The organism is Kosakonia sp. YIM B13571 (assembly GCF_042788095.1).
GTDB classification, from domain to species: Bacteria; Pseudomonadota; Gammaproteobacteria; order Enterobacterales; family Enterobacteriaceae; genus Kosakonia; species Kosakonia quasisacchari.
The window spans coordinates 44,671-69,171 of sequence record NZ_JBHZPL010000002.1 but is presented as its reverse complement, the minus strand read 5'-3'; the positions used below and the strand labels follow the sequence as shown (position 1 = coordinate 69,171).

Below are 24,501 nucleotides of genomic sequence, written 5' to 3'. Positions count from 1 at the left end.
TGCGTGGTCCTCTGTTGATGAAAGCATGAATTTAAAAGTGCACTTTGAATATCAAAAGTTCTGAGGAATGAATGATGTATAGCTCCGGAACCTTTTTCTTTTTTCTCTTTTCTTCGGCGTTATTGTTTACGCTGGTTAACCGCGTGCTGCGCTATCGGTTAACTTACTTATCCGCTTTTTCCGTGCTGGCGGCGTTTGGCTGGGGATATATATTTCAGGGCGACTATATCGTCCCGGTTGCGGTTTTTATCAGCTTTTATATTCTCGTCACCTTAAAAGAGAAAGGCTGGTTAAAAACCTGGCAGGCGGTAAGTTTAACGTTAGTGCCATTGTTTGCAGTGAAATTACATCTGAATAACCATTGGGGCATGATTGGCTTATCTTTTATGACCTTCCGCGCCATTGATGTTTTGCTCTACCGCAATAAAAAAGATGGCAACAATGTATTGCACTACTTCTGTTACCTGTTTATGCCGTTTATTATTCTGGCTGGTCCAATGTACCGCTGGCGGACATGGATAACGGATATTAATAAACCGGTGTTTACGCTCACGCGTGAGCAATTTCTCATTGCCGCAGAGCAAATTTTCACCGGCATCGTGCAGAAGTTTTTATTCGCCATGCTGGTCGATAACCTTGTGATCCAGTCCTGGAGTCATCGCCCGTTTACATTCAGCGTCGGCGTTGTTATGTCGCTGGCCTACAGCGCCTACCTCTATTTTGACTTCGCCGGTTACAGCAATATGGCTACCGGTGCTGCTCGCCTGTTTGGCCTTAATGTCCCGGCAAACTTTAATATGCCGATTCTGGCGAAAAACCCGCAGGATTTCTGGCGTCGTTTCCACATCAGCCTTTCAGAGTGGCTGCGCGATGTGGTGTTTATGCCGATTTATATGAATTTAATGAAGCTCGACTTTTTCCGTCAGAACAAAACGCTGGCGCAGAATATCGGTATTTTCTGCACGCTGTTTTGTATGGGGGCATGGAACGGGCTCGAACGGCACTATGTCATTAGCGGCGCACTGTTTGGTGCCATTTCCGTTGCACACAACATGCTGCTGTGGTCAGCCAAACGCAGCCCGGCGCTGAACCGCTGGCTGCAATATCCAACGATTCTCTTTTTGGGACGCCTGTTAACGCTGGCAAGCGCTGCGGCATCTCTTTACATTTTTAGCGGAATGTCACCCCTATGAACCTACACTCTGAACTCCAGGCGCTGCAGGATTTCCTGCGTGCGGCATTACTCGATCCCGCCCGTCCGCATCAGTTAGCGATAAGCGGCAGCGACGAAGCACTAAACTGGCAACAGCTCTCTGTCGCGGTGACGGACTGGGCCCTGCGCTATCAGCGCAGTCAGCCTGAAGCCATGACGCCCGTAGTGTTATATGGCCACCAGCAGGCAGAATTCGCGGTAGCCATCTATAGCTGTCTGCTGCATAACATTCCCTACATTCCGGTAGATTGCATCTACCCGCAGGAACGGCTGAAAGAGATTTGCCATCTCGCCAGCGCGCCCTATTACTATGACGTGGCGACTCGACAGTTTGTGGCGACCGGTGAAACCGGCCAGCCGCTCGCGGAGCCAGATCTCGCCTATATCATGTTCACCTCTGGCAGCACGGGTAAACCGAAGGGCGTGCAGATTGGGCGTGAAAGCGTATGGCACTTTATGCAGTGGGTACGCAAGGATTTCGCCTTGCCGGAAGTGCCGGTGCTGATGAACCACGCAGTGTTCAGTTTTGACCTTTCGCTGATTCCCTTGCTGGCGAACCTGGCGACCGGCGGCCATATCGTGCTGAACGCCAAAGAGGATATTGCGGCAGAAAACTGGCTCGAGCGTCTGAAAAGTAACGCGGTATCGGTTTGGGTTTCCACCCCCTCTTTCGCTTACCAGAAGTTGCTCTCGCCGCAGTTCAACAGTGATTATTTACCTGCGCTCAGCGTGTTTGTGTTTATCGGTGAAGTGCTTAACAAAGCACTGGTCAAACAGCTTCGCCGCCGCTTCCCGCAGGCCAAAATCCTCAACTCCTATGGCCCGACCGAAGCGACTATCGCCACCACCGTTGTCGAAATTACGGATGAAATCCTCGCCAGCGACAACGATCTGCTACCGGTCGGCACCATGATGCCAGAAAGCAGAATGGAGATTACCGCCGAGGGTGAGCTGATTATTTGGGGCAAAAACGTAATGCGCGGATACCTCGGCCTGCCGCAAGAGAACGCGGCGAAACTGCTGCGCCGCGAAGGCGAAGCCTGGCGCGGCTATAAAACCGGTGATTTAGGTTATGAAGAGGGGCTTATTTACTGCCAGGGACGCAACGATAGCCAGATCAAGCTCAACGGTTACCGCATTGAAATTAACGAGATTGAAAACCGCCTGCTGGCGATGTCCGGCATTCGTGAAGCGGTGGTATTACCGCTAATGAAAGCGGGCGGCGGCGTACTGCGTATCGCGGCATTCTGCGTAACAAATCTGGCGCCGGACGCGATTAAACACTCGCTTTCACAGGTGGTACCGCCGTACATGGTGCCGTCACAAATCATTATCCAGGAGGCTTTGCCGCTGAACCCTAACGGCAAAATCGACCGTAAACTGCTGGACACCCATGCCCGCAGTAACTGAATACACAGGAAAAATCATGGAACAAGAAATTCTCGCGATGTTTGAAAAGATTTTATCCCGCAAAGTGGGCTTCCACGATGAGCTGATTGAGTCCGATATTCTCGACTCCATCCTCGCCGTCGATATGGTACTTGAAGTGCAGGATGTTTACGGCTGCATGATCCCGCCGACAGAAGTCGCCAGCGTGCTGAAAACCCCAGCGGATCTCGCACAATACATTGAAGAGCACCGCGGCTAACATGTCGTTTAAAGGTGCCGGGCATTCTCGCCTGGCACCTCAGCTTTCGTTTTGACGGCGACAACCGCCATATAAATCCTGCCTGTCATCATCCTTTAACACAGCTCGCGTACTTCTGTTGTCGATAATCTTTCCGGTCCAACGAAGTGACTATGACGGCGTCACTTTTTCTATACTTGCGATTCCGCACATCCTGTAAAAATTTACCAACATTCGCCCGATGTAAAATGTTGGCATTTTCCAACACAGAAACCCCATATTAAATATAAAAAATCCGCATAAATTCCATCCAATAGATATTTAATCTAAATGAAGGGCAAAAAAAGCCCCTCTGCCATCAGAATCTTCTTCAGCGATAACTTGATCAAAGCTGGATACACGCTCATAACAAATAGGACGGAGCATATTTTTTATCCCGTTGGTTTGCGACGCTAAAAGTGGAAAAACTGATAGCTGTACTGTTCCCACAGATTACGAAAGGACGGCACGCCATGAATATATTCGATCACTATCGCCAGCGTTATGAAGCTGCCAAGGACGAAGAGTTCACTCTGCAGGAGTTTCTTGCCATCTGTAAGCAAGATCGCAGCGCCTATGCGAATGCTGCTGAAAGGCTGCTGATGGCCATAGGGGAACCTGTGATGGTAGACACTGCCCAGGAGCCACGGCTTTCCCGTCTCTTTTCGAACCGGGTTATCGGACGCTACCCCGCGTTCGAGGAATTTTATGGAATGGAAGAGGCGATTGAGCAAATTGTCTCTTACCTCAAACACGCCGCGCAGGGTCTGGAAGAGAAGAAACAGATCCTCTATCTGCTCGGCCCGGTGGGCGGTGGTAAATCGTCGCTGGCCGAACGCCTGAAATCCTTAATGCAGCGGGTGCCCATTTACGTGCTGAGCGCCAACGGCGAGCGCAGCCCGGTTAACGACCACCCGCTGTGCCTGTTCAATCCGCAGGAAGATGCACAGATCCTTGAAAAAGAGTACAACGTTCCGCGCCGTTATCTTGGCACTATCATGTCGCCATGGGCCGCCAAACGCCTGCACGACTTCGGCGGCGATATCAGCAAATTCCGCGTGATAAAAGTCTGGCCGTCGATTCTCGAGCAGATTGCGATTGCCAAAACGGAACCGGGCGATGAGAACAACCAGGACATTTCGGCGCTGGTCGGGAAAGTGGATATCCGCAAACTGGAAAACCACGCACAAAACGATCCAGACGCGTATGGTTACTCCGGCGCGTTGTGCCGCTCAAACCAGGGCATCATGGAATTCGTTGAAATGTTTAAAGCGCCGATCAAGGTGCTGCACCCACTGCTGACCGCCACGCAGGAGGGTAACTACAACGGTACAGAAGGCATCTCCGCCCTGCCGTTCAACGGCATCATTCTCGCCCACTCGAACGAATCTGAATGGGTGCAATTCCGTAACAACAAAAACAACGAGGCGTTCCTTGACCGTGTTTATATCGTCAAAGTGCCTTATTGCTTGCGCATCTCGGAAGAGATGAAAATTTACGAAAAACTGCTCAACCACAGTGAGCTGTCCCATGCGCCGTGTGCACCGGGGACGCTCGAAACCCTGGCCCGTTTCTCGATTCTGTCGCGTCTGAAAGAGCCGGAAAACTCCAGCGTCTACTCGAAAATGCGTGTCTACGATGGCGAGAGCCTGAAAGATACCGATCCGAAAGCGAAGTCCTACCAGGAATACCGCGATTACGCCGGTGTCGATGAAGGAATGAACGGCCTGTCGACGCGCTTTGCCTTTAAGATCCTCTCCCGCGTGTTCAACTTCGACCACGTCGAGGTGGCAGCCAACCCGGTACACCTGTTCTACGTACTGGAGCAACAAATTGAACGTGAGCAGTTCCCGCAAGAGCTGGCAGAACGTTATCTGGAATTCCTGAAAGGTTACCTAATCCCGAAATACGCCGAGTTTATCGGCAAAGAGATCCAGACGGCTTACCTCGAATCCTATTCCGAATATGGGCAAAACATCTTTGATCGTTATGTCACCTATGCGGATTTCTGGATTCAGGATCAGGAGTACCGCGACCCGGATACCGGCCAGTTGTTTGACCGTGAATCCCTGAATGCGGAACTGGAAAAAATTGAAAAACCGGCCGGGATCAGCAACCCGAAAGATTTCCGTAATGAAATCGTTAACTTCGTGCTGCGCGCCCGCGCCAATAACAACGGACGCAACCCGAACTGGACCAGCTACGAAAAACTGCGCACGGTTATCGAGAAAAAAATGTTCTCGAACACCGAAGAGCTGTTGCCGGTGATTTCGTTTAACGCCAAAACCTCTACCGACGAGCAGAAAAAGCACGACGACTTTGTCGACCGTATGATGGAGAAAGGCTACACCCGCAAGCAGGTTCGCCTGTTGTGCGAATGGTATCTGCGTGTACGTAAATCATCATAACAACGCACTGGCCGTGCCCTGCGCGCGGCCTGTTGCAAAGTTGGCATACGCAGCGGGAGGGGAACTATGACCTGGTTCATTGACCGGCGTTTGAACGGTAAAAATAAAAGCACGGTTAACCGCCAGCGATTTTTACGCCGTTATAAAGCGCAAATAAAGCAGTCGATCTCTGAAGCTATCAACAAGCGCTCGGTGACCGATGTGGAGAATGGCGAATCCGTCTCCATCCCAACGGAGGATATCAGCGAACCGATGTTTCATCAGGGGCGTGGCGGTTTGCGCCACCGCGTTCATCCGGGAAACGACCATTTTGTGCAAAATGACCGTATCGAGCGCCCGCAAGGCGGCGGTGGCGGTGGTGGTAGCGGCCAGGGCGAAGCCAGCCCTGACGGCGAAGGCCAGGATGAGTTTGTGTTCCAGATTTCCAAAGATGAATATCTCGATTTGCTGTTTGAGGATCTGGCACTGCCGAACCTGAAAAAGAACCAGCAACGGCAGCTTAATGAGTTTAAAACGCACCGCGCGGGTTACACCGCCAACGGCGTACCGGCGAATATCAGCGTCGTGCGCTCGTTGCAAAACTCGCTGGCGCGCCGCACTGCCATGACGGCGGGAAAACGTCGTGAGCTGCGCGAACTGGAAAGTACCCTGGAAACGGTGGCAAAAAGCGAACCTGCACAGTTACTTGAAGAGGAGCGTCTGCGTAAAGAGATTGCCGAATTACGGGCAAAAATTGAGCGGGTGCCGTTTATCGATACCTTTGATTTACGCTACAAAAACTACGAAAAACGGCCGGAACCCTCGAGCCAGGCGGTGATGTTCTGCCTGATGGACGTTTCTGGCTCAATGGATCAGGCGACCAAAGATATGGCCAAGCGTTTTTACATTCTGCTCTATCTGTTCCTGAGCCGAACCTATAAAAACGTCGAAGTCGTTTATATCCGCCATCACACGCAGGCGAAAGAGGTGGATGAACATGAGTTCTTCTACTCGCAGGAAACGGGCGGCACCATTGTTTCCAGCGCCCTGAAATTGATGGATGAAGTGGTAAAAGAGCGTTACGACCCGGCGCAGTGGAATATTTACGCCGCGCAGGCGTCGGACGGTGATAACTGGGCGGACGACTCACCGCTGTGTCACGAAATCCTGGCGAAGAAAATCTTGCCGGTGGTGCGTTACTACAGCTATATCGAAATCACCCGCCGCGCACACCAGACGTTATGGCGCGAGTACGAACACCTGCAAACGATGTTCGATAATTTCGCTATTCAGCATATTCGCGATCAGGAGGATATCTACCCGGTATTCCGCGAGCTTTTCCATAAACAAACGACATCCATCAGCTAACCTTCCGCAGCCGGTAACCCTTCCGGCTGCGTCTCCTCATTGATCCTCAGAGAAAAAACGTGTTTAACCAGTCAAATGGATGAATTGCCGTACAAAATAGCGGCTATTTACCCCCTTGCCTGCACGTAAATATGGCAAATTAATTCCATCGAAGTATTTGTGGCACGGCGGGCGTAGATAACGTTTTCGCCGGTGCTGTTGCGCTCAGTTCAGCCTTATGAACGCATTGAGCCTGGTAGCGTAAGGCTACCTTTTTGAAAAGAAACTAACAGTACACACAAAAAGCGTTGTTTGTAGTGCTTGTATTTTTTCGCCGCCTCTTCAGGCGGCATTTTTATTTTCATCTCCCGTCGCGTGAATTATTCTTCATCTTCAACGTTTTTATCGGGAGCGAACATGTCTGAAATTGCCAGCCGTAACGTCCACCAACATTTGATAAACCTGCTTGAACAACAAGACGCACGCTTTCGCGTCGTTGAACACGAGGCCGTCGGCAAGTGTGAAGCCGTCAGTGAAATTCGCGGTACCGCGCTGGGCCAGGGCGCAAAAGCGCTGCTGTGTAAGATCAAAGGTAACGGCGTGAAAAAGCATGTGCTGGCGATCCTGGCCGCCGATTTACAGGCCGACCTTTCCCGCTTAGCGCAGCACTTTGGTGGCAATAAAGCCTCGCTGGCAAGCCCGGCGGAAGTGGATGCGTTAACAGCGTGCGTATTTGGCGCGATTCCCCCGTTCAGCTTTCACCCGGATCTGCACCTGGTTGCCGACCCGGTACTGTTTCAGCGCTTTGATGACATTGCGTTTAACGCCGGGTTACTGGAGAAATCGGTGATCATGAATACCGGCGACTATCTGCGCATTGCTCGCCCGGAGCTAGTGGATTTTCGCCGCGAATAACGCGTTTATGCGGCTTACCAGCCGCTTCTTTCCAGCATCAATACGGAAATCACCAGCCCGGCGGCCAGCGTGAAGAACAGTGCGGTGAGAATCAACACATCTGAAGGCATGATGGTAACTCGCAATGGCCTGGTATTTCACCGGGCGGAGCCACATTCATATCTCTGAATTATGAATTACGGATGACAATTCAACTGACTTTTGATTAAAAACCGCCCTTCACTTCTGGCAACTGCCTGAAAATATCTGCCTGCATGAAAAAAACCTGTTTCATCATCGGTTTATGCGTAGAGTAAACAGGTTTCTTTGTTGGCAAGGAATTTCTGATGTTTGATACCACGCTGTTTATTCTGCTGGCGCTCGCGGCGCTGGGTTTTGTCAGCCACAACACCACCGTTGCTGTCTCCATTCTGGTGCTGATCATTGTGCGCGTCACACCGCTCAATACCTTCTTCCCGTGGATTGAAAAACAGGGGCTGACCGTTGGCATTATTATCCTGACCATTGGCGTGATGGCGCCAATTGCCAGCGGCTCATTACCGCCCTCCACGCTGCTGCACTCGTTTGTGAACTGGAAATCACTGGTTGCGATTGCGGTTGGCGTTTTTGTCTCGTGGCTGGGCGGGCGCGGCGTAACGCTGATGAGTTCGCAACCCTCGCTGGTGGCGGGATTACTGGTCGGTACAGTATTGGGTGTGGCCCTGTTCCGGGGCGTTCCGGTCGGGCCACTGATTGCGGCGGGGTTAGTTTCGCTGCTAATTGGCCGGCAGTGAGTGGCGCCGCTGCCACAGTTTGACGGTAAATTCCAGCGCGCAACACAGCAGGTAATAGACCAGGCCAGTAAAGACGAACAGCGCGGCAGGATACACCTGCACCCGATTATTCACCTGACCTGCGACAGTCGTCAGTTCCGGGACGTTGACAATAAACGCCAGCGACGTGTCTTTCAGCAGCGCGATGAACAAACCGATATACGATGGCAACGCGTTGCGTAACGCCTGCGGCAGCAGCACCAGCCGCAAGATTTGCGCACTGCCAAACCCGCTACTGAGCGCAGCTTCATACTGCCCTTTCGGCAACGCCCCAAGCGCGGCAAGCGTCGAATACATCACTGCCGCCGAGGTAAACCACGCCAGCGCCAGCGTCACGGTGACCGCACCGGGAAGATCGGTCCCGGTTAACCAGGGCAGTAAAAACCACAGCCAGAAGATAACGAAGATCAGCGGAATGCCGCGAATCAGCTCCGCCCAGAGAAAGAGCACCTTGCGCGGCCAGCCGCGAAAACGCCACGCGCAGCACGCCAGCAGCACACCACCGGGAAACGCCAGTACCGCCGCACCGACGGTCATCAGCAGCGATAACAACACACCACCAGGCTCGCCCTGCGCCGCTCGCCCCCACAGTAAATAGTCGAGGTTGTCGGTAATCACGGTGATATTAGCGATCATGTTGCACCTCCGCTGCACGGCGCAGCGCCCGCACGTTGCGCGGCAGGTTAAACAACACGCTCATCACCAGCCCCAGCAGCAAGTAGAGCGCGCTGCCAATGGCAAACGCCTCCAGGGCGTGGGCATTAAAACTCTCGATCTGCCGGGTCTGGTAGGTTAACTCCCCCAGACCAATGCCGGTCGCCAGCGAAGAGAGCTTCATCAGATTCAAATACTGCCCCACCACTGGCTGCCAGGCATTCTGCAACCCCTGTGGTAACAGCACCCAGCGGAACAACGCCAGCGGGCTAAAGCCCTGCGATTGCGCGGCTTCAACCTGCCCACGCGGCACCGCGTGCAGACCCGACTGGATCTCTTCAACCAGAAATGCAGCAGTAAACAGCCCCAGCGCCCAAGCCGACGAGAGAAACTCTGGCGTAAACCACCAGACATCGCCCGGCAAAATGCTGAACGCGTGGTCGTCGTTAACGTACTGGCGGAAACTCTGCGGCAGCACATTCCAGGCGGCGAAATACCAGAACAACAGCTGCACCAAAAGCGGAGTATTGCGAAACAGCGACACCCACACCGCCACCACGCCTCGCCCGATTTTGCCACCGGCCAGGCGCAGCGCCAGCAGCAGTACTGTCAATACCGTCGCCAGCACGGTTCCCGCCACGGTAACCCAGAGGGTGGTAAGAAAACCGGAAGTGATCCATTGGGCGGGCTGCCCGGTAAGCACGCCCGCCCAGTCGAGATGCAGCGCCATCACAACTCCTTGTTATCTGCGTGCAGCGGGTTGAGCACTTTCTGTAAAAAACGCTGTGCGCGCGGGTGCTGCGGTGCAGAGAAGAATTGCACCGGTGCTGCCAGCTCAAGGATTTCGCCCCCGTCGATAAAGATCACGCGGTCGGCAATTTCGCGGGCAAATTGCATCTCATGAGTTACCACAATCAGCGTGATGCCACTGTGCGCCAGCAATTTCATCACCTGCAACACTTCGCCGATCATCTCTGGATCAAGCGCCGAAGTTGGCTCATCAAACAGAATGATATGCGGATCGGCGGCCAGGGTTCGGGCGATTGCCACGCGTTGCTGTTGCCCGCCGGAAAGCTGCGCCGGGTAGTGATACGCTTTATCCTGCAAACCAACGCGCGCCAGCAGTGCCAGCGCGATGGTCTGGGCTTCGGCAGCGGTTTTGCCGTGGATACGGCGTAACGCCAGCGTAATGTTATCCAGCGCATTGAGATGGGCATAAAGATTAAACTGCTGAAAGACGAAACCGACATGGCGACGCAGCTCACGAAGCTGCCGACCTTTCAGTTGGCTGGTCGGCTGACCATCAACATAGATCTCCCCGCCGCTCAGGGTTTCGAGCTGGTTAATCAAACGGATCAGCGTTGATTTACCGGAACCTGACGGCCCGCACACCGCCAGTACTTCCCCGGCGGCAACCTGTAAATCAATCGACTTTAATACCACGTTATCGCCGTAGCGTTTGCTTACCTGGCGGAACGTTACCGTGCCTTTTGCAACGGACAACGCCTCCGTGGCATCAGCCACAGAGGCGGAAAACAGACCTGCCAGCATAGTTACTTCGCTTCTATGGTAAAGCTGCGTGGAGCGGGCGTTTTTGTTTGCGGACCAAACCAGGTGTCGTAGATTTTTGCCGCGTCGCCGCTTTTCTCAAGGTTTACCAGCTCAGTATTAACCGCATTAAGCAACGCGGTTTCACCTTTGCTGACACCGACGCCAATCTCCTCTTTTGACAGCAAATCCGGCAGGATTTTGAATTTCGCTTTGTCCGGCGCTTCCGCCAGCAAACCAGCCAGAATGGTGCTGTCCTGGGTAATCGCCTGCACGTTGCCGTTACGCAGCGCGGTCAGCGCCAGCGGGATGTCGTCATAAGCCAGCACGCGAGATTGCGGGAAACGCTGGTGCAACGTTTGCTCGCCGGTGGTGCCTTTCACCGCGCCAATGCGCGCTTTGCTGTAGGCGTCCAACTTGTCGGCCGCAGAAGCCGGAACGAGGAATTGCTGGCCGGTGACAAAGTACGGCGTCGAGAAGTCGATCACCTGCGCGCGTTCCGGGGTGATGGTGATATCCGCAACGATCAAATCCACTTTGCCGGATTGCAACAGCGGAATGCGGTTCGCCGGATTCGTCGCTACCAGTTGCAGTTTTACGCCGAGGCTTTTTGCCAGCGCTTTGGCAAAATCGACGTCATATCCCACGATATCATGCGATTTCGGATCGATTGCGCCGAACGGCGGGTTAGCGTCAAACGTCGCCACTTTGACGACGCCAGCGGCTTTGATATCTGCCAGTTTGTCGGCATGAGCGGAAAAAGAGAGTGCTGAAAGCAGCGCCAGGGCGCTGATTGCGCCTATTTTTTTCGTATGTAATGAGGTTGCCATGCTAATCCTTATGCCCTGTTATTGTGTTAATTCAGCGCTAAAGTCACACAACCTTATTCATCAGACAAATATCAAAAACGGCATTGAATATCTGAAAAAGTTATTAAAAACAAACACCCCATACTTACTACTTATCTTTCCCTCTCAGCCAGGATAAACACGCCAAACCCACACAAAAACAACGGAATAGAAAGCAGAAAATGTTACGCCTCACCGAGCGCTGCCAGGTAACGCCCCGGCGTCTGCCCAAGCCCTTTTTTAAACATGGTGATAAAGGCGGTGGTTGAGTCATACCCTAACGCCTGAGCAATGTGCTGCACCGAGTGGCCGTCAATTAATAACCGTAGCGCGAGGATCAGTTGCATCTGATGCCGCCAGCGACGAAAGCTCAACCCCGTTTCCTTGACCATCAGCCGCGCAAGGTTGCGCTCGCTCATGGCAAATACCTGCGCCCACTGCGCCAGTGTTTGCCTGTCTGCCGGGTTGCTTTCCATGCTGTCGACCATCTGGCGGATTTTCGGGTGTGCGGAAACCGGTAGCTGCAAGTGCATTTGCGGCTGTGCTGGCAGTTCATCAAACAGCACTTGCACCAGCCGCTGGGTGGCGGGTTGCCGCCGCTGGGCTGGCGTGCGCGTGGCTAATGTGAGGATCAACTCGCGTACCAGCGCCGACACTTTGAGCGTGCAACAGTGCTCCGGCATGACCACCGACCAGGGCTCAACAAACAGAAAACAGAGCTGCGCATTCGCTGTGGCGCGGTTGCTGTGCAAAACCTGCCCCGGAAGCCACATCGCATGGTGTGGTGGCACCATCCAGCGGGCATGTTCGACCTCGCAGGTAATTGCGCCTTTCAAGGCCAGAATGAGTTGCCCTTTGCGATGGTGATGCGCCGGGATCAATTGTTCACTCTCATCAACAGTAATGCTGAACGCCACCGCCATTTCCTGCTGGCTATCTGGATCGTAGCCGCCGAGCCCAAGTCCGTGCATTAATTTGTCCGAATTTAGCGATAAAGTGTCATTCTAGCTTGATTCCAACAGCGGCAAAAAACGTTATCGTAGCGGCCTGTTATTTTTTCAGAGAAGACAATGATTACCACCCTTCCCTCCCGTGGTAAGCAAAGCGTACTGCTGATTACCGGGATCCTGATGATTGCCACCACGCTGCGTGTCACCTTTACTGGCGCAGCACCGCTGCTGGATGTCATTCGCACGGAATATGGTTTAACCACGGCGCAAACCGGTATGCTCACCACGCTGCCGCTGCTGGCTTTTGCATTGATATCCCCCCTGGCGGCCAGTGTGGCACGCCGTTTCGGCATGGAACGCAGCCTGTTCGCAGCGATGGTGCTGATTTGTCTTGGCATCGCCATTCGTTCTCTGCCCTCATCGCTGCTGCTGTTTACGGGGACAGCGATCATCGGTTGCGGGATCGCGCTCGGCAACGTGCTGCTGCCGGGGATAATAAAACGCGACTTCGCCCAGCATGTGGCGAAACTGACGGGCGCTTACTCACTCACCATGGGCGCAGCGGCGGCGCTAGGCTCGTCGGTCGTTGTGCCGCTGGCGCAATATGGTGCGGGCTGGCATGGCGCACTATTGATGCTGATGATCTTTCCGTTACTGGCACTATTGCTGTGGCTACCAAGATTGCGCCACGGCGCACCCGCGGCACTCAGTAACGCTGGCGCGCTGCATAACCGCGGGATCTGGCGCTCCTGGCTTGCCTGGCAGGTCACGTTGTTTTTAGGGATCAACTCATTAATCTATTACATCGTGATTGGCTGGCTGCCGTCGATTCTGATAGCCCAAGGCTTCAGTGAAGCGCAGGCGGGTTCTGTACACGGCATTTTGCAACTGGCGACGGCAATGCCGGGCCTGCTGGTGCCGCTGGTTCTGCACCGGCTAAAAGATCAGCGCGGTATCGCTGTCGTGGTCGCGCTGCTGTGTGCCGTCGGTTCGTTAGGATTGTGGCTGGTGCCGGAACATGCCACGCTCTGGACCCTTGTTTTTGGCTTTGGCTCCGGTGCGACGATGATCCTCGGGTTAACGTTTATCGGGCTGCGCGCCAGCTCCGCTCATCAGGCAGCCGCGCTTTCCGGCATGGCGCAATCGGTCGGCTACCTGCTGGCAGCTTGTGGGCCGCCGCTAATGGGGAAAATTCACGATGCCAGCGGCAACTGGCATCTTCCGCTGCTGGCGTGTGGTGTTTTATCAGTCATCATGGCGGTTTGCGGGGCGTTTGCCGGACGCGAACGCGAAATGATGTGACGTAGAGAAACCCCTCACCACCTCTTCAGACGGTGGTTTAGGGGTAATAAACAAAAACAGGCCCGCAGGCCTGTTTTTTTATTCACATGCCGCACGCAGCATCGCCTGTACCAGCGGCACTGGACGCCCTGCGAGCGCCGCACGTTCATGCTGGAACAAGGTGGCGACAAAAAACGGGTGCGTCACCAACTCCACGGCACGGATTTCTCCGTCTTCATCCCAACCGGTAACACGCAGATCGCCGCTTTCCAGCTCGCGGGCAAACTCTTCTGCTACGCCAAAGCTGCACCGATAGGCTTCCTCAATCAGCTCACGACCGTAAGCATGGGCAATTAACGTGTTAGGCCGCAGCTCAATAGCACCATTTTGATCCACCAGCGCACAGGTCAGCGGCGTAATCACCATTCGGCCGATGTTTTCCGTCTCGGCGTGCGCCGCATCTGCCCAACCCAACACATTACGGGCATATTCAATGACCGCATGCTGGAAGCCGCCGCAGGTGCCAAGGAATGGCACCGCGTTTTCACGCGCGTATTTAATGGCGATAAACGCGCCATTGGCGTTTTTATAGGGGCTTCCCGGTACAACCCAGATGGCGTCATAGCCAACCAGATCTTCATCGCTGTTGATTTCGCTGGTGGGTAACCAGTCGTAATCAGCGGTAATTTCCAGCACGGCGGCGGCATCATCAATCGCCAGAGGGATCGCCTGATGCGCGACAACGTCGTGGTTGTAATCGCCGACCAGCGCGATGCGTAATGTTTTTTTCGGAGGAATGTGATGCATGAAAGTGTCCTTATGCCGGAGCTGATAACGAATAACATAAGGAATATCACACTAGCTGTCTTTTAATGTAATCACAACACATTAAAATCAGCAGGCATATATCATGCAAAATTATGGAAAAATACCTTTCCGGCAATGCATTATGGCGAACACTATGTACCAAACCAAAATTCTCGTCAGTGCGTGTCTGATGGGCTTCAAAGTCCGTTACAACGGCAGTGCGAAAATCGCGCTGCCGGAGACGCTGCAACGCTGGCAACAGGAAGATCGTCTGGTGATCCACTGCCCGGAACTGGCGGCAGGTTTACCCGTGCCGCGAAGACCGGCGGAGATTGTCGCAGGTCACGGCGCAGACGTGATGCGCGAACAGGCGCGGATTGTTGAAAATGATGGGCGGGACGTTACCGCACACTATCAGTTAGCCGCCTGGCTGGCGCTAGAGGCTGCGCAAAACGCGGGGTGTCGCGCAGCGCTGCTCACCGATGGCAGCCCCACCTGCGGCAGCCAGTTTATCTATAATGGAACCTTCAGCGGCACGCGGCGGCAAGGTATGGGCGTAGCGGCCGCGCTGCTGGAAGAACACGGCATTCGCGTCTTTTCCGAGCGGCAATTATCGGCGCTGGCGGCGTGGATTGAAGAGAGGGAGAGGTAACCATGATCCAATGCAAACGGGTGTATGATTCCGCCGTCGATGACGACGGCTACCGGGTGTTAGTCGACAGGCTCTGGCCGCGCGGCATCAAGAAAACGGATTTGGTCTTTGATGAATGGAACAAAGCGCTGGCACCGTCAACTGAACTGCGCAAAGCGTTTCACGGCGAAGCTATTGATTTCGCCGCGTTCAGTGAAAGCTATCGTCAGGAACTTGCCGCACAGGAAGCGGAAGGGAAAAAGCTGGCGGCACGCGGGAAAAAAGGCACCGTCACGCTGTTATACGCGGCAAAAAACGTTGAGCAAAACCACACGCTGGTGCTGGCGCAATGGCTACGCTCGTTGAATTAACTGATTACGCGCTCGCGAACATCCTGGGGTTCGCTGTCCGGCTGTAGTGGCATCAGATGTTCGGCGCGCACAAACGCGAACCCGTGTTGACCATCAAAAGCGGTCACATCGCCGGTTACCAGCCACAGCGCACGCGCGGCATTACGCGGCATTTCCGTGACCACGCCGTTCACCGGGTTAAGAAAACGCTCGCCGGGCTGACACAGCCCAAAAAGCTCAACAGATTTGCCAATATTACCGCGACCATTGGCGGTTTGGGCGCCGATAATTAAAGCCGGGCTGCCCGGACGTAACTGGAACATGCTTCTCTCATGCGCTCCCGCGCCAGTTAAAAAATAGGATAATTCTGAGTGCGAAGTGTACCCTGGCGACCCGGCGATTGTCACGCGGTGCAATTACGGGTGGTCGCGCCGCCACAGCGCCCATTCATCAATCACCTCGCCACCCGGCAATTTACACTCTGTGCGTACGCCCTGCGGGCTTTGCACAGGCACGCGCTCGCCGCCCCGCTGCTGGCAATAAACCGCCGCCGGGTTTGCCATACCGATTTGTGGGTGGCGGGGAGATTCAGGTTGTGAGGAAGAACACGCCGCGAGAACAACGGGTAACGCCAGTAACCTATAACGCATCTTTTTTTCCTTAAATCGCCTGTAAACCGCTTTCCAGCATAGCCACGCGGCAGAGATATCTCCATGATTTCTCCATTCTTACTGCACTTTCAGCGGGTATAGTTAGCCTCGTTCTCACCCATGACCAGAGAACATCATTCCGTAATCAATGAGTTTTTGCCCCGCTTCATCAACGGGGCTTTTTTTCGTTATTGCCTGCTAATTTTTAGCGCCAGCTCGCCACGATATGTAAAACCCTCTTTTTTCATGATTTAATGACGCGCCCTGGATGTTTTCAGCATCAATGAAGCGATGTATTAATTTAAAAAATAAAGAAAAAAACACTTTATTCGTCTCGATTAAGTGTATCTCTGTGACGTGAAGACTTGAGAAAAATCTCATTTTCTTCTATTTCTTATACAATTGATTTCTGGCGATTATCGCCAGCAAAGGAGTTTTCGTGAGAAAGACAACCATCATTATGCTCGTCGTGGCGGTTATTGCTGTGGCCGGAACCCAATTCGGTTGGTGGTAATTGCGCGTCAGGATTTTTATTAAGCCGTAAGCCTAAGCGCATGATGGAGTCATCTGAACAGAACACCACCATCTCATTGATTTGGGCAGGAGCTCGCTATGTTCACTGGTCTCAAAAAAAGCGAAAGCAAACGGCTTGCCGCTCTGGAGCTGCTGAGTAAGGAAGACAAATCCCGCGATGCAGCGCTAGCCGAATTTGCGCGTCTGGCTTGTGAGGTGATGGGCGTTGAAGGATGCTTTATCACAACATTTGACGACGAATTTCAATATATCAAATATGTTAAGAATATCCCGATTGAGCACGTCAAAATTCGTATCGAACAGACCATGTGCCAATATTCGCTGCACGGTTGCCAGACCGTTATTAGTTCTGATACCCGGCTCGATGAACGATTTAATCATCAACCTTTGGTAAAAAGCGGAAATATTCTTTTTTACGCTTCAGCACCAATGATAAATAAAGAAGGCACGGTGCTGGGCACGTTATGTGTCAGTCACCCTGAAATCTATACGCCGACATCACGGCAGATAACCAATTTCCACCGCGTCACTGCACTTGCCACCGTTTATCTTGAATCTTGCTATACCATCGGTTTGATCGATGCCCTCACCAGTTTACCGAATCGCCAGTTTCTGGTGAAAGAGATGGAGCGGTTGACGCAGGAAAAGGCGAGCGGCAGCTACGCCCTGATGATTTTTGACTGTATTGATATGCCGCGCGCGTATGAATTATCCCGCTACCTGGGCGTGGAAGCGCTGGAGAAGATGCTCCGCAGTTTTGGACCACTGCTGCGCTTGCGCTTGAAGCTGAAAGAAGAGACCACGCTGTATGCTTTCACCACCGGTCGCTACGCTGTATTGGTGGATATGGACTATGCGTTGACGCTGGCAAAACGGGCAGAAAAATTGCCCGGAATACAGGCGAAAATCACCGGCGATATCGATATCAATCTGACTATTCACGCAGGCTATGTGCAATTTTCGCCACAGGAAGATAACGTTCAGGAGATTGTGCGTCAGGCCATCAGCGCCCTGCATGAATCGATTCGCGAAAAGATTCGGGTGTTGCAGTTCAACCCGATTCTCGATCACAAGCGGAATAAAGATTTTAAACTGCTCTACGATCTCAGCGAGGCAATCAAAGCCACCGATCAACTCTACCTCGTTTTTCAACCCAAAATTTCGCTGCGTTCTGGCAAAACCGAAGGCGTGGAAGCGCTGCTGCGCTGGAAGCACCCGGAACTGGGCCAGATCTCACCAGCAGTGATTGTGGCGCTGGCGGAAAAAACCACGTTGATGTCTGATTTGACGCAGTGGGTGATCAAGTCCGTGATTTCTCAGCTTCAACAATGGAGACAGCAAGGTATTCTGCTGCCGGTGTCGATTAACGTCACGGTCAGTGATTTTTCGCGCCCCGGATTTGCCGATGAGCTGGAACAGAACGTACTGGCCGCCGGGCTGTACACGTCGGATCTGCGTATTGAATGCCTGGAGACGGAGAAAGTGCTGGAAAGTGACCCGGCACTCGAAGAACTCGACCGTTTAAAATTGCTCGGCTTTACCATTTTGCTGGATGACTTTGGCGCAGGATACAGCAATATCAGTTACTTACGCCGCATCCCTATTGATGTGATTAAGCTCGACCGTTCGCTGGTTAGCCAGGTCACCACCGACACCGGCAGCCGGATTATCGCCCGTAACGTCATTATGATGCTCAAAGAGTTGCATTATGTGGTGCTGGCTGAAGGGATTGAAGATCTGGAAACCGCGCGAATGCTTGCCGAGTACGGCTGCGATGAAGCCCAGGGCTATCTGTTCTCACGCCCGTTGTCGCCCGAGGAGATCCCGGCCTGGCTCGCGGATAACAAACCGTTCCGCTTGTTGTCGAAGATCGCGACAGAGCCGCAGCAGCAACATTTGTACGGTTCGTAATGCCCACAAATTAGCCTGACTGTTGTATTTCGCAACAGTCAGGCTTTGTCACGAAAATGTCATAAAACACCGAAGATATTCTCCTTCAATAACTTAACGCCAATTTTGCTCACCGGGCCGTTTTCCCCCATTAAAGCTGGGCTTAAACCCGTCGATATTGCTGGTGTGCGCCCTATTTTGCGCCTCACTGACTATGGGAAGTATCGATTGATGAAGCTCAACCATCTCACTATCGGGCAACGGCTCGGTTTCCTGGCGGCCATTCTTTTACTGGCAACGCTGTTTATGGGTATTCGCGGGTTGTCGATTAACGCCAGCGGATTAGTACAAAACCAACAGATCATGGCCACGGAGAAGGTGGTTGCGGACAGTATCGACACGGCCCGCAACGCGCAAGTACAGTTTAAAATTCAGGTTCAGGAGTGGAAAAACACCTTGCTGCGCGGCGCACAAGGACAGCAAGCGTTCGACAAGTATAAAAACGCCTTTGTCGAACAGAGCCAAAAAACGCAGGCACTATTAAAAACGCTCAGCGAACTGTTGCCGCAAATTGGCCTCTCCAATACCGAGGCCGTCAAAACCATCGCGCTGCATGCTGAGCTGGAAAGCCAGTATCTGGCTGCGCTGCAACAATACAATGTTCAGGACATTACCAGCGCCCAACGTGTCGACCATCTGGTGACGGGAATCGATCGTGAGCCAACACGGATGATTGATGAGATGGTCGCCAGCACGCTGAAACAAGCGGAGCTTATCCGTGCGCAGACCGACACGCGTAGCCATGAGCATTACCAGCAGACACGCCTGATGCTCATGCTGGTGATGGTATTCACGTTGATGGTCGGCATGCTGATCACCTGGTGGCTGATCCGCAGTATCACTCACCCTCTGGCGCAGGCGGTATCGGTTGCCCGCAATGTCGCAGCCGGTGACTTACAGTCTGCTATCGTGGTGTCCGGGCGCGATGAAACCGCCGAGCTGATGCACGCCCTGCAGGAGATGAACGGTAACCTGACGCGTATCGTTACCGGAGTACGTTCCGGTACAGAAACGATTGCCGGTGCGTCGCAGCAAATCGCCAGCGGCAGCCGTGAGCTTTCGTCGCGTAATGAAGCGCAGGCCAGCGCGCTGGAACAAACGGCGGCGTCGATGGAAGAGCTCACGTCAGTAGTAAAAAACAACGCCGAGAATTCGCGTGTCGCCAGCGATATCACCCGGGAAGCAACCCGTGTGGCAAACCAGGGCGGCGAAGTGGTTGAACAAGTAGTCACCACAATGAGTGAAATTAATCTGCTCTCTGGCGAAATCAGCAACATTATTGGCGTTATCGACAGTATCGCCTTCCAGACCAATATTCTGGCGCTGAACGCTGCCGTTGAGGCCGCGCGCGCAGGAACCGAAGGGCGCGGCTTTGCGGTTGTTGCAGCAGAAGTCCGGGCGCTGGCGCAACGCTCCGCGACAGCGGCGAAAGAGATCAGTGATTTGATCCAGCGCTCAGTCAGCCGTATTGATGAAGGCAATAAGCTGGTGAAAAACGCCGGTAACGCCATGGAAGAGATCATGCAAAGCGTGGGACGCGTCAGCCAGTTGGTGGAGACGATTTCGCTGGCCAGTAATGAGCAAAGTACGGGCATCGATCAGGTGCACATCGCCATTACCCAGATGGATGCCGCCACACAGCAGAACGCTACGCTGTCGCAGGAATCTTCGGCCGCCGCGCACGCAATGCAGCAGCAGGCAGAGAATTTGTTGGAGATGGTGCAGATTTTCAAACTGCATGAGCAGCGCAACCCAGCATAGCTCGCGGTGACTCGATCCTGATATAGCGCAAGGGCTGTTCAATCAGTAAGATTGATGAATTAATACGCTGATCATAAATTTTATCAATCCATCCGCAGAAAAATTTGCGTTTGCGCTCTTTATGCCAATAGGTTATAAAGTGCGCAAGTGATGGATATACGCTTTAACAATCTCAAAAAAATCTTCGCTGGCAGTTTTGATGTCGAAACTGCCATCTTTCTTTTTACTTTCTCTCTTCCCTTCAGATACATCTCGACTTCAGCTTGCCCAGCACCTTCTTACTCTCATTAATCGTGTTTTTCTTCAAACGCCAGAACGGGAAAATGAAAGCGCGCCAGAGCAGATAATAGAAATGATCGGCCCCGGTCAACGTAACAACAGGCGATCGTAACTTGCTATAGTGGCTTGTATTGAATTGCTTAATGGCTTTTTTGCTGACATTGCGGTAAACCAGCCCGACATTGCGGTGGTTTTCCTGCTGACGAAAACGCGCACACTTACGCACTTTTTCAATACCCAGCGTAAACGGGATCGGCCCGGTGGTATTTAACACCCCCCGCATTCCCACCCCATAGCGCCACGGTTTATAGCGTTTGAGTCGGTCAACGACCTCATCTATAACGGCTTTAATATAAGGCGAAGCAGGTGCGACAATAATATTCCATTGCTGGTACTCTCCATTTTTGAGAAAAGCGAGCTCATCATGCTTGCCCATATTATTATCGCAACCCTGCGGTTTATTATCCCAGTTACATAATAATATTTCGCAATCTGGCGGAATAACTTCGCTAAACGGAACAGTACAAGAGCTTTTGATATCTAAATAAACGCCACCTTCGCGATACATCAATAAATAACGGAAAAAATCCGCGCGCGCTGCGCCATACTGCGGGTTTATTTTTTGGTATAACGCCAGCATCTCCTGGCCATAGTGAGCATGTAGATAGGCCAGCATCTTTTCTTCGTCGTAAAAATAATATTCCCAGCCGGGATTTAATTGCCTGAGTCTTTCGATGGAGGCATGCACCTCGGTCGGTAGCGCTGCCATCCCCTTGGTGTAGACCTGGTGGATTTTATGCGGGATCGTATTCATCATCTATCCTAAGCTCATTAACTTTAAATACCTGAAAGGTAAAAACATAAAAAACTCTAAAGTATGAGAAAAAAGATAATGCGTTAATCTGACATTAGCATTACGCAGGGTCGGATAATTGTCTTGCAGAATCGTCTGCAACTGCCCTTGCGTATTCTTCAGTAAGTGGAGAGCGAATTTAACTTAAGGTTCTGTATGGCAACAGAAAAACGTCTTTTCAGGTGGAAAATGCCCGACCTGATAAAAATGTGAAGGTTAGCGTCAACTCGCCCGCAAGGGGCGAGCCACGCACGCTGGCGCTGTTTAATGAGTACGCAGGATATAGCTTATGGCATCCTGTTCCGATAGCCCGTGCCCCTTCATAAAAACATCCATCGACTCATCTTGCGTCTCATTGAATAACGTTCCGCCGCCGCTGGTCTGCAACTCGCCGGACACGACATCGCCCCTTTCAACATCGTAGCTCCCCAGTAGCTCCGCGACAGCGAACTCTCCCTTCTCGTCGCGAATAACAATAAAACCAATACGGTGTTCGTGATGAACGACAGTACCTTTCATATGAAAAATCCTTTCGTTGTTGTTCATTTCAGATTAGCTGAATCCGTACGCAGCGGAAATGCTCATTGCTGTTTTTAGTGAGCCAGAGAACGATTCAGCTATTTCTTTATGTGCCTTATCCTAAATATTCGTCAGCACACTAACTATCTAGCGTGTCCAGAAACGATCTTTCTGACCAGGTGATAAAAATTCAGGATATAGAATATTTTCTTCACCCGGACATAATTAAAGCACTTTTATTTTGTATGGCTATGTTTATGGCGTAAAACCTCTTTTTGTTTTACGGTTATCAGAAGCGTGTCAAAAAATATAAAGCTCTGAGTGAACCATGCCGTAAATAGATATAAGAATTTAGAAATTTCCAATGCCCTCCCTTTTTCTCGAGAATACTCACTATGCGCAACAATGAACCCGTTACACAGCAAGAGTACGTTTTCGATAATGATGCAACGTTAATGTCCACCACCGATCCGGAGAGCTACATCAATTATGCCAATGATGCATTTATTGATGTCAGCGGCTTCTCGCTGGAAGAGATCAAAGGCCAGCCGCATAATCTGGTGCGCCATCCGGATATGCCAAAGCAGGCGTTTGCCGATATGTGGTCGACCTTGAAACAGGGAGAACCCTGGACAGCGCTGGTAAAAAACCGTCGCAGTAATGGCGACCATTACTGGGTGCGCGCTAACGCGATTCCGGTAATTCGTCAGGGTAAAGTGAAGGGCTACATGTCGGTGCGTACCCGACCAGCGGCAGAAGAAGTCACTGCCGCCGAAGAGGTTTATCGCCAGTTTCGCGAAGGCCAGGAGAGCGGCCAACGTTTCCATAAAGGGTTGATTATCCGCACGGGCTTGATGCGCTGGCGCTCACTGTTTGTCACCATGCCTCTACGCTGGCGGCTACGTTCAGCGTTGATCATCGCGCTGCTATTCAGCCTTGCCGCTGCCTGGGGGCATGATCTGACGCCCGGTCAACTGGTCAGTTTCGCCAGTTTCATGACGCTACTGCTGCTGTGTATCAATATCTGGCTGGAGCTGCAAATTGTCCGGCCGATCGAGCGCTTGTGCCGCCAGGCTTTACAAGTGGCCAGTGGCGAAGCACATCAAGTAGATCAACTCAATCGGGTAGATGAAGTCGGTATGACATTGCGCGCGATCAGCCAGCTCGGGTTGATGTTCCGCTGGCTGGTCAACGATGTCAGCGGCCAGGCGATGACCGTCTTAAAAGCCTCGGAGTCTCTGCGGCAAGGGAATGATGACCTGAGCCGCCAGACAGAACAGGCGGCGGCAAACGTTGAGCAAACGGCCGCGACGATGAATGAATTAACCGCCACGGTAAAAAGTAATCGGGAGACAGCCGCCGAAGTCACCGTCTTGTCGCAAGGGACGCGCGATGCTGCGCAGCAAGGTGGTCAGGTGATGCACCAGATGATAGAAATGATGTCGGCGATTGCGGAAAGCTCACGGCAAATCGCCAGTATCACCAGTATTATCGACAGCATCGCGTTTCAGACGAACATTCTGGCGCTGAACGCGGCGGTTGAGGCAGCGCGAGCAGGTGAACAAGGTAAAGGGTTTGCCGTCGTTGCAGGAGAGGTACGCAGTCTGGCACAGCGCAGCGCGCGTGCCGCCAGCGAAATCAAGGCGTTGATTGAAAATAGCGTTACGCATGTTAATTCCGGCAGTCAACTGGCAGACGACGCAGGAAAAACCATGAAGGAAATCGTTAAGCAAGTGCAAAATGTGACCTCGCTGATAGCACAGATCAGCGCGGCAACTGCCGAGCAGGCATCGGCCTTGAGTGAAGCCAGCCTGGCGGTGGAGGATCTGGACAAGATCACCCACCAGAATGCGCAACGAGTACAAGAAGGAGCGGAAGCGACCGGTCGCATGAACCAGCAGGCCATTCGCCTGGCGGAAGCGATATCGGTATTTCAGTAATCCTATGCGAGAAAAGATCCGGGCGTAAGACACCCGGATGACATATTGAGGTTGAAAATGATTCGGTTACGTCCCATGTCAGCGGCTGAATTCGCTGATTTTGTTGCTTATTTTGTCCCTGATTATGCGGCTGAAATTTCAGCAAATTATCGTTTATCTCTCGCGGAGGCGACAGAACAGGCCAAGCGAGAAATCGAAACAAGTTTGCCTGCGGCGCAGAAAACACCAGGCCATTCGTTGACGACCATTACGTTTGTCGACAACGGCATCACACAGGTTGTGGGATCGCTGTGGTACAGGGCTGACTTTATCGATAAATCCGCTTTTATTTATGATTTTTTTCTCCGTCCTGCCTTTCGCGGCAAAAGTCTTGGAAGCCAGGCGATGCAATGCCTGGAATCAAAACTTAGCGCAGCGGGAATTCGGCAAATTAAACTTCGCGTGGCGGCCGAAAACGAACATGCCAGGAAAGTCTATGAAGCGAATGGTTACCAGATTACTGGCTATAACATGAATAAACTGCTTTGAATCATGCCTGCATAAACTTTCGTATTAAGTGGTGTAAACCTGGATATTGCGCTCATTTTCTCGCCAACGGCGGGCATA

25 protein-coding genes are annotated in these 24,501 nt (G+C 52.5%); 15 read left to right on the top strand and 10 right to left on the bottom strand.

Going from position 1 to position 24,501, the window contains the following annotated elements; genetic code table 11:
* Positions 1 to 74: 74 nt before the first annotated feature.
* The 7 genes from ACFX4O_RS05465 to ACFX4O_RS05435 all read left to right on the top strand — a co-directional run bounded on the left by ACFX4O_RS05465 (position 75) and on the right by ACFX4O_RS05435 (position 8,301).
* Entirely contained in the window at positions 75 to 1,193 is a 1,119-nt protein-coding gene (locus tag ACFX4O_RS05465; RefSeq protein ID WP_380208023.1) for a membrane-bound O-acyltransferase, read from the top strand.
* Positions 1,190 to 2,623 (top strand): AMP-binding protein, encoded by a 1,434-nt coding sequence (locus ACFX4O_RS05460; protein WP_380207685.1) that lies wholly within the window; start codon positions 1,190 to 1,192, stop codon positions 2,621 to 2,623. Before ACFX4O_RS05465 ends, ACFX4O_RS05460 begins: the two co-directional genes overlap by 4 nt.
* 16 nt (positions 2,624 to 2,639) lie before the next feature.
* Positions 2,640 to 2,861, top strand: coding sequence for an acyl carrier protein (locus tag ACFX4O_RS05455; RefSeq protein WP_131411605.1), 222 nt, complete (start codon positions 2,640 to 2,642; stop codon positions 2,859 to 2,861).
* A gap of 491 nt (positions 2,862 to 3,352) precedes the next feature.
* Positions 3,353 to 5,287: a protein kinase YeaG gene (gene yeaG / locus ACFX4O_RS05450; protein WP_131411607.1), complete on the top strand. Its 1,935-nt coding sequence runs from the start codon at positions 3,353 to 3,355 to the stop codon at positions 5,285 to 5,287.
* 66 nt (positions 5,288 to 5,353) lie between these two features.
* Complete coding sequence (locus ACFX4O_RS05445) at positions 5,354 to 6,634, top strand: YeaH/YhbH family protein (RefSeq protein WP_131411609.1); 1,281 nt, start codon at positions 5,354 to 5,356, stop codon at positions 6,632 to 6,634.
* A 396-nt stretch (positions 6,635 to 7,030) separates the two neighbouring features.
* Positions 7,031 to 7,528 (top strand): YbaK/prolyl-tRNA synthetase associated domain-containing protein, encoded by a 498-nt coding sequence (locus ACFX4O_RS05440; protein ID WP_380207684.1) that lies wholly within the window; start codon positions 7,031 to 7,033, stop codon positions 7,526 to 7,528.
* Positions 7,529 to 7,854: 326 nt separating this feature from the next.
* Positions 7,855 to 8,301, top strand: coding sequence for a DUF441 domain-containing protein (locus tag ACFX4O_RS05435; protein ID WP_380207683.1), 447 nt, complete (start codon positions 7,855 to 7,857; stop codon positions 8,299 to 8,301).
* On the opposite strand, the gene ACFX4O_RS05430 is transcribed toward ACFX4O_RS05435, so the two are convergent.
* From ACFX4O_RS05430 to ACFX4O_RS05410, 5 genes are all read right to left on the bottom strand, one after another.
* On the bottom strand, positions 8,284 to 8,976 hold the full coding sequence (locus ACFX4O_RS05430; RefSeq protein ID WP_380207682.1) for an amino acid ABC transporter permease: 693 nt from the start codon (positions 8,974 to 8,976) through the stop codon (positions 8,284 to 8,286). The genes ACFX4O_RS05435 and ACFX4O_RS05430 overlap by 18 nt on opposite strands.
* Positions 8,966 to 9,724 carry an amino acid ABC transporter permease gene (locus ACFX4O_RS05425; protein WP_380207681.1) on the bottom strand — a complete coding sequence of 253 codons (759 nt, stop codon included), beginning with the start codon at positions 9,722 to 9,724 and terminating at the stop codon, positions 8,966 to 8,968. The genes ACFX4O_RS05430 and ACFX4O_RS05425 overlap by 11 nt, the downstream gene beginning before the upstream one ends.
* Positions 9,724 to 10,545 (bottom strand): amino acid ABC transporter ATP-binding protein, encoded by an 822-nt coding sequence (locus tag ACFX4O_RS05420; RefSeq protein WP_380207680.1) that lies wholly within the window; start codon positions 10,543 to 10,545, stop codon positions 9,724 to 9,726. The genes ACFX4O_RS05425 and ACFX4O_RS05420 overlap by 1 nt, the downstream gene beginning before the upstream one ends.
* Positions 10,546 to 10,547: 2 nt before the next feature.
* The gene (locus tag ACFX4O_RS05415) at positions 10,548 to 11,372 is read right to left on the bottom strand and encodes an ABC transporter substrate-binding protein (RefSeq protein WP_131411622.1); all 825 of its coding nucleotides are present in this window, start codon (positions 11,370 to 11,372) and stop codon (positions 10,548 to 10,550) included.
* A gap of 203 nt (positions 11,373 to 11,575) precedes the next feature.
* Positions 11,576 to 12,361, bottom strand: coding sequence for an AraC family transcriptional regulator (locus ACFX4O_RS05410; RefSeq protein ID WP_380207679.1), 786 nt, complete (start codon positions 12,359 to 12,361; stop codon positions 11,576 to 11,578).
* A 99-nt stretch (positions 12,362 to 12,460) separates the two neighbouring features.
* Between ACFX4O_RS05410 and ACFX4O_RS05405 the strand changes: the two genes are divergently transcribed.
* A complete protein-coding gene (locus ACFX4O_RS05405; protein ID WP_380207678.1) occupies positions 12,461 to 13,642 on the top strand; it encodes a CynX/NimT family MFS transporter in 1,182 nt (393 codons plus the stop codon).
* A 78-nt stretch (positions 13,643 to 13,720) separates the two neighbouring features.
* Here ACFX4O_RS05405 and ACFX4O_RS05400 read toward each other — a convergent pair whose 3' ends face one another.
* Positions 13,721 to 14,428, bottom strand: a complete 708-nt coding sequence (locus ACFX4O_RS05400) for a CTP synthase (RefSeq protein WP_380207677.1) — start codon at positions 14,426 to 14,428, stop codon at positions 13,721 to 13,723.
* A gap of 154 nt (positions 14,429 to 14,582) precedes the next feature.
* Here ACFX4O_RS05400 and ACFX4O_RS05395 point away from each other — a divergent pair, with 154 nt between their 5' ends.
* On the top strand, positions 14,583 to 15,080 hold the full coding sequence (locus ACFX4O_RS05395) for a DUF523 domain-containing protein (RefSeq protein WP_380207676.1): 498 nt from the start codon (positions 14,583 to 14,585) through the stop codon (positions 15,078 to 15,080).
* A 2-nt stretch (positions 15,081 to 15,082) separates the two neighbouring features.
* Entirely contained in the window at positions 15,083 to 15,430 is a 348-nt protein-coding gene (locus ACFX4O_RS05390) for a DUF488 domain-containing protein (RefSeq protein ID WP_380207675.1), read from the top strand.
* On the opposite strand, the gene ACFX4O_RS05385 is transcribed toward ACFX4O_RS05390, so the two are convergent.
* Together ACFX4O_RS05385 and ACFX4O_RS05380 are read right to left on the bottom strand one after the other, a co-directional pair.
* Complete coding sequence (locus ACFX4O_RS05385; RefSeq protein ID WP_380207674.1) at positions 15,427 to 15,732, bottom strand: hypothetical protein; 306 nt, start codon at positions 15,730 to 15,732, stop codon at positions 15,427 to 15,429. The two genes, ACFX4O_RS05390 and ACFX4O_RS05385, sit on opposite strands and share 4 nt — an antisense overlap.
* A 93-nt stretch (positions 15,733 to 15,825) precedes the next feature.
* A complete protein-coding gene (locus tag ACFX4O_RS05380; protein WP_380207673.1) occupies positions 15,826 to 16,059 on the bottom strand; it encodes a DUF333 domain-containing protein in 234 nt (77 codons plus the stop codon).
* Positions 16,060 to 16,519: 460 nt separating this feature from the next.
* On the opposite strand from ACFX4O_RS05380, the gene ACFX4O_RS05375 reads away from it, so the two are divergent.
* From ACFX4O_RS05375 to ACFX4O_RS05365, 3 genes are all read left to right on the top strand, one after another.
* Entirely contained in the window at positions 16,520 to 16,573 is a 54-nt protein-coding gene (locus ACFX4O_RS05375) for a hypothetical protein (protein ID WP_071925284.1), read from the top strand.
* A 98-nt stretch (positions 16,574 to 16,671) separates the two neighbouring features.
* Entirely contained in the window at positions 16,672 to 18,504 is a 1,833-nt protein-coding gene (locus ACFX4O_RS05370) for an EAL domain-containing protein (RefSeq protein WP_380207672.1), read from the top strand.
* Positions 18,505 to 18,714: 210 nt separating this feature from the next.
* Positions 18,715 to 20,304 (top strand): methyl-accepting chemotaxis protein, encoded by a 1,590-nt coding sequence (locus ACFX4O_RS05365; RefSeq protein WP_380207671.1) that lies wholly within the window; start codon positions 18,715 to 18,717, stop codon positions 20,302 to 20,304.
* A 241-nt stretch (positions 20,305 to 20,545) separates the two neighbouring features.
* On the opposite strand, the gene ACFX4O_RS05360 is transcribed toward ACFX4O_RS05365, so the two are convergent.
* Together ACFX4O_RS05360 and ACFX4O_RS05355 are read right to left on the bottom strand one after the other, a co-directional pair.
* Positions 20,546 to 21,400, bottom strand: a complete 855-nt coding sequence (locus ACFX4O_RS05360; RefSeq protein WP_380207670.1) for a glycosyltransferase family 32 protein — start codon at positions 21,398 to 21,400, stop codon at positions 20,546 to 20,548.
* A 300-nt stretch (positions 21,401 to 21,700) separates the two neighbouring features.
* Entirely contained in the window at positions 21,701 to 21,955 is a 255-nt protein-coding gene (locus ACFX4O_RS05355) for a hypothetical protein (RefSeq protein ID WP_380207669.1), read from the bottom strand.
* A 395-nt stretch (positions 21,956 to 22,350) separates the two neighbouring features.
* Here ACFX4O_RS05355 and ACFX4O_RS05350 point away from each other — a divergent pair, with 395 nt between their 5' ends.
* Positions 22,351 to 23,895 carry a methyl-accepting chemotaxis protein gene (locus ACFX4O_RS05350; protein ID WP_380207668.1) on the top strand — a complete coding sequence of 515 codons (1,545 nt, stop codon included), beginning with the start codon at positions 22,351 to 22,353 and terminating at the stop codon, positions 23,893 to 23,895.
* Between the two features lie 57 nt (positions 23,896 to 23,952).
* A complete protein-coding gene (locus ACFX4O_RS05345) occupies positions 23,953 to 24,423 on the top strand; it encodes a GNAT family N-acetyltransferase (protein ID WP_380207667.1) in 471 nt (156 codons plus the stop codon).
* Positions 24,424 to 24,501 lie beyond the last annotated feature (78 nt).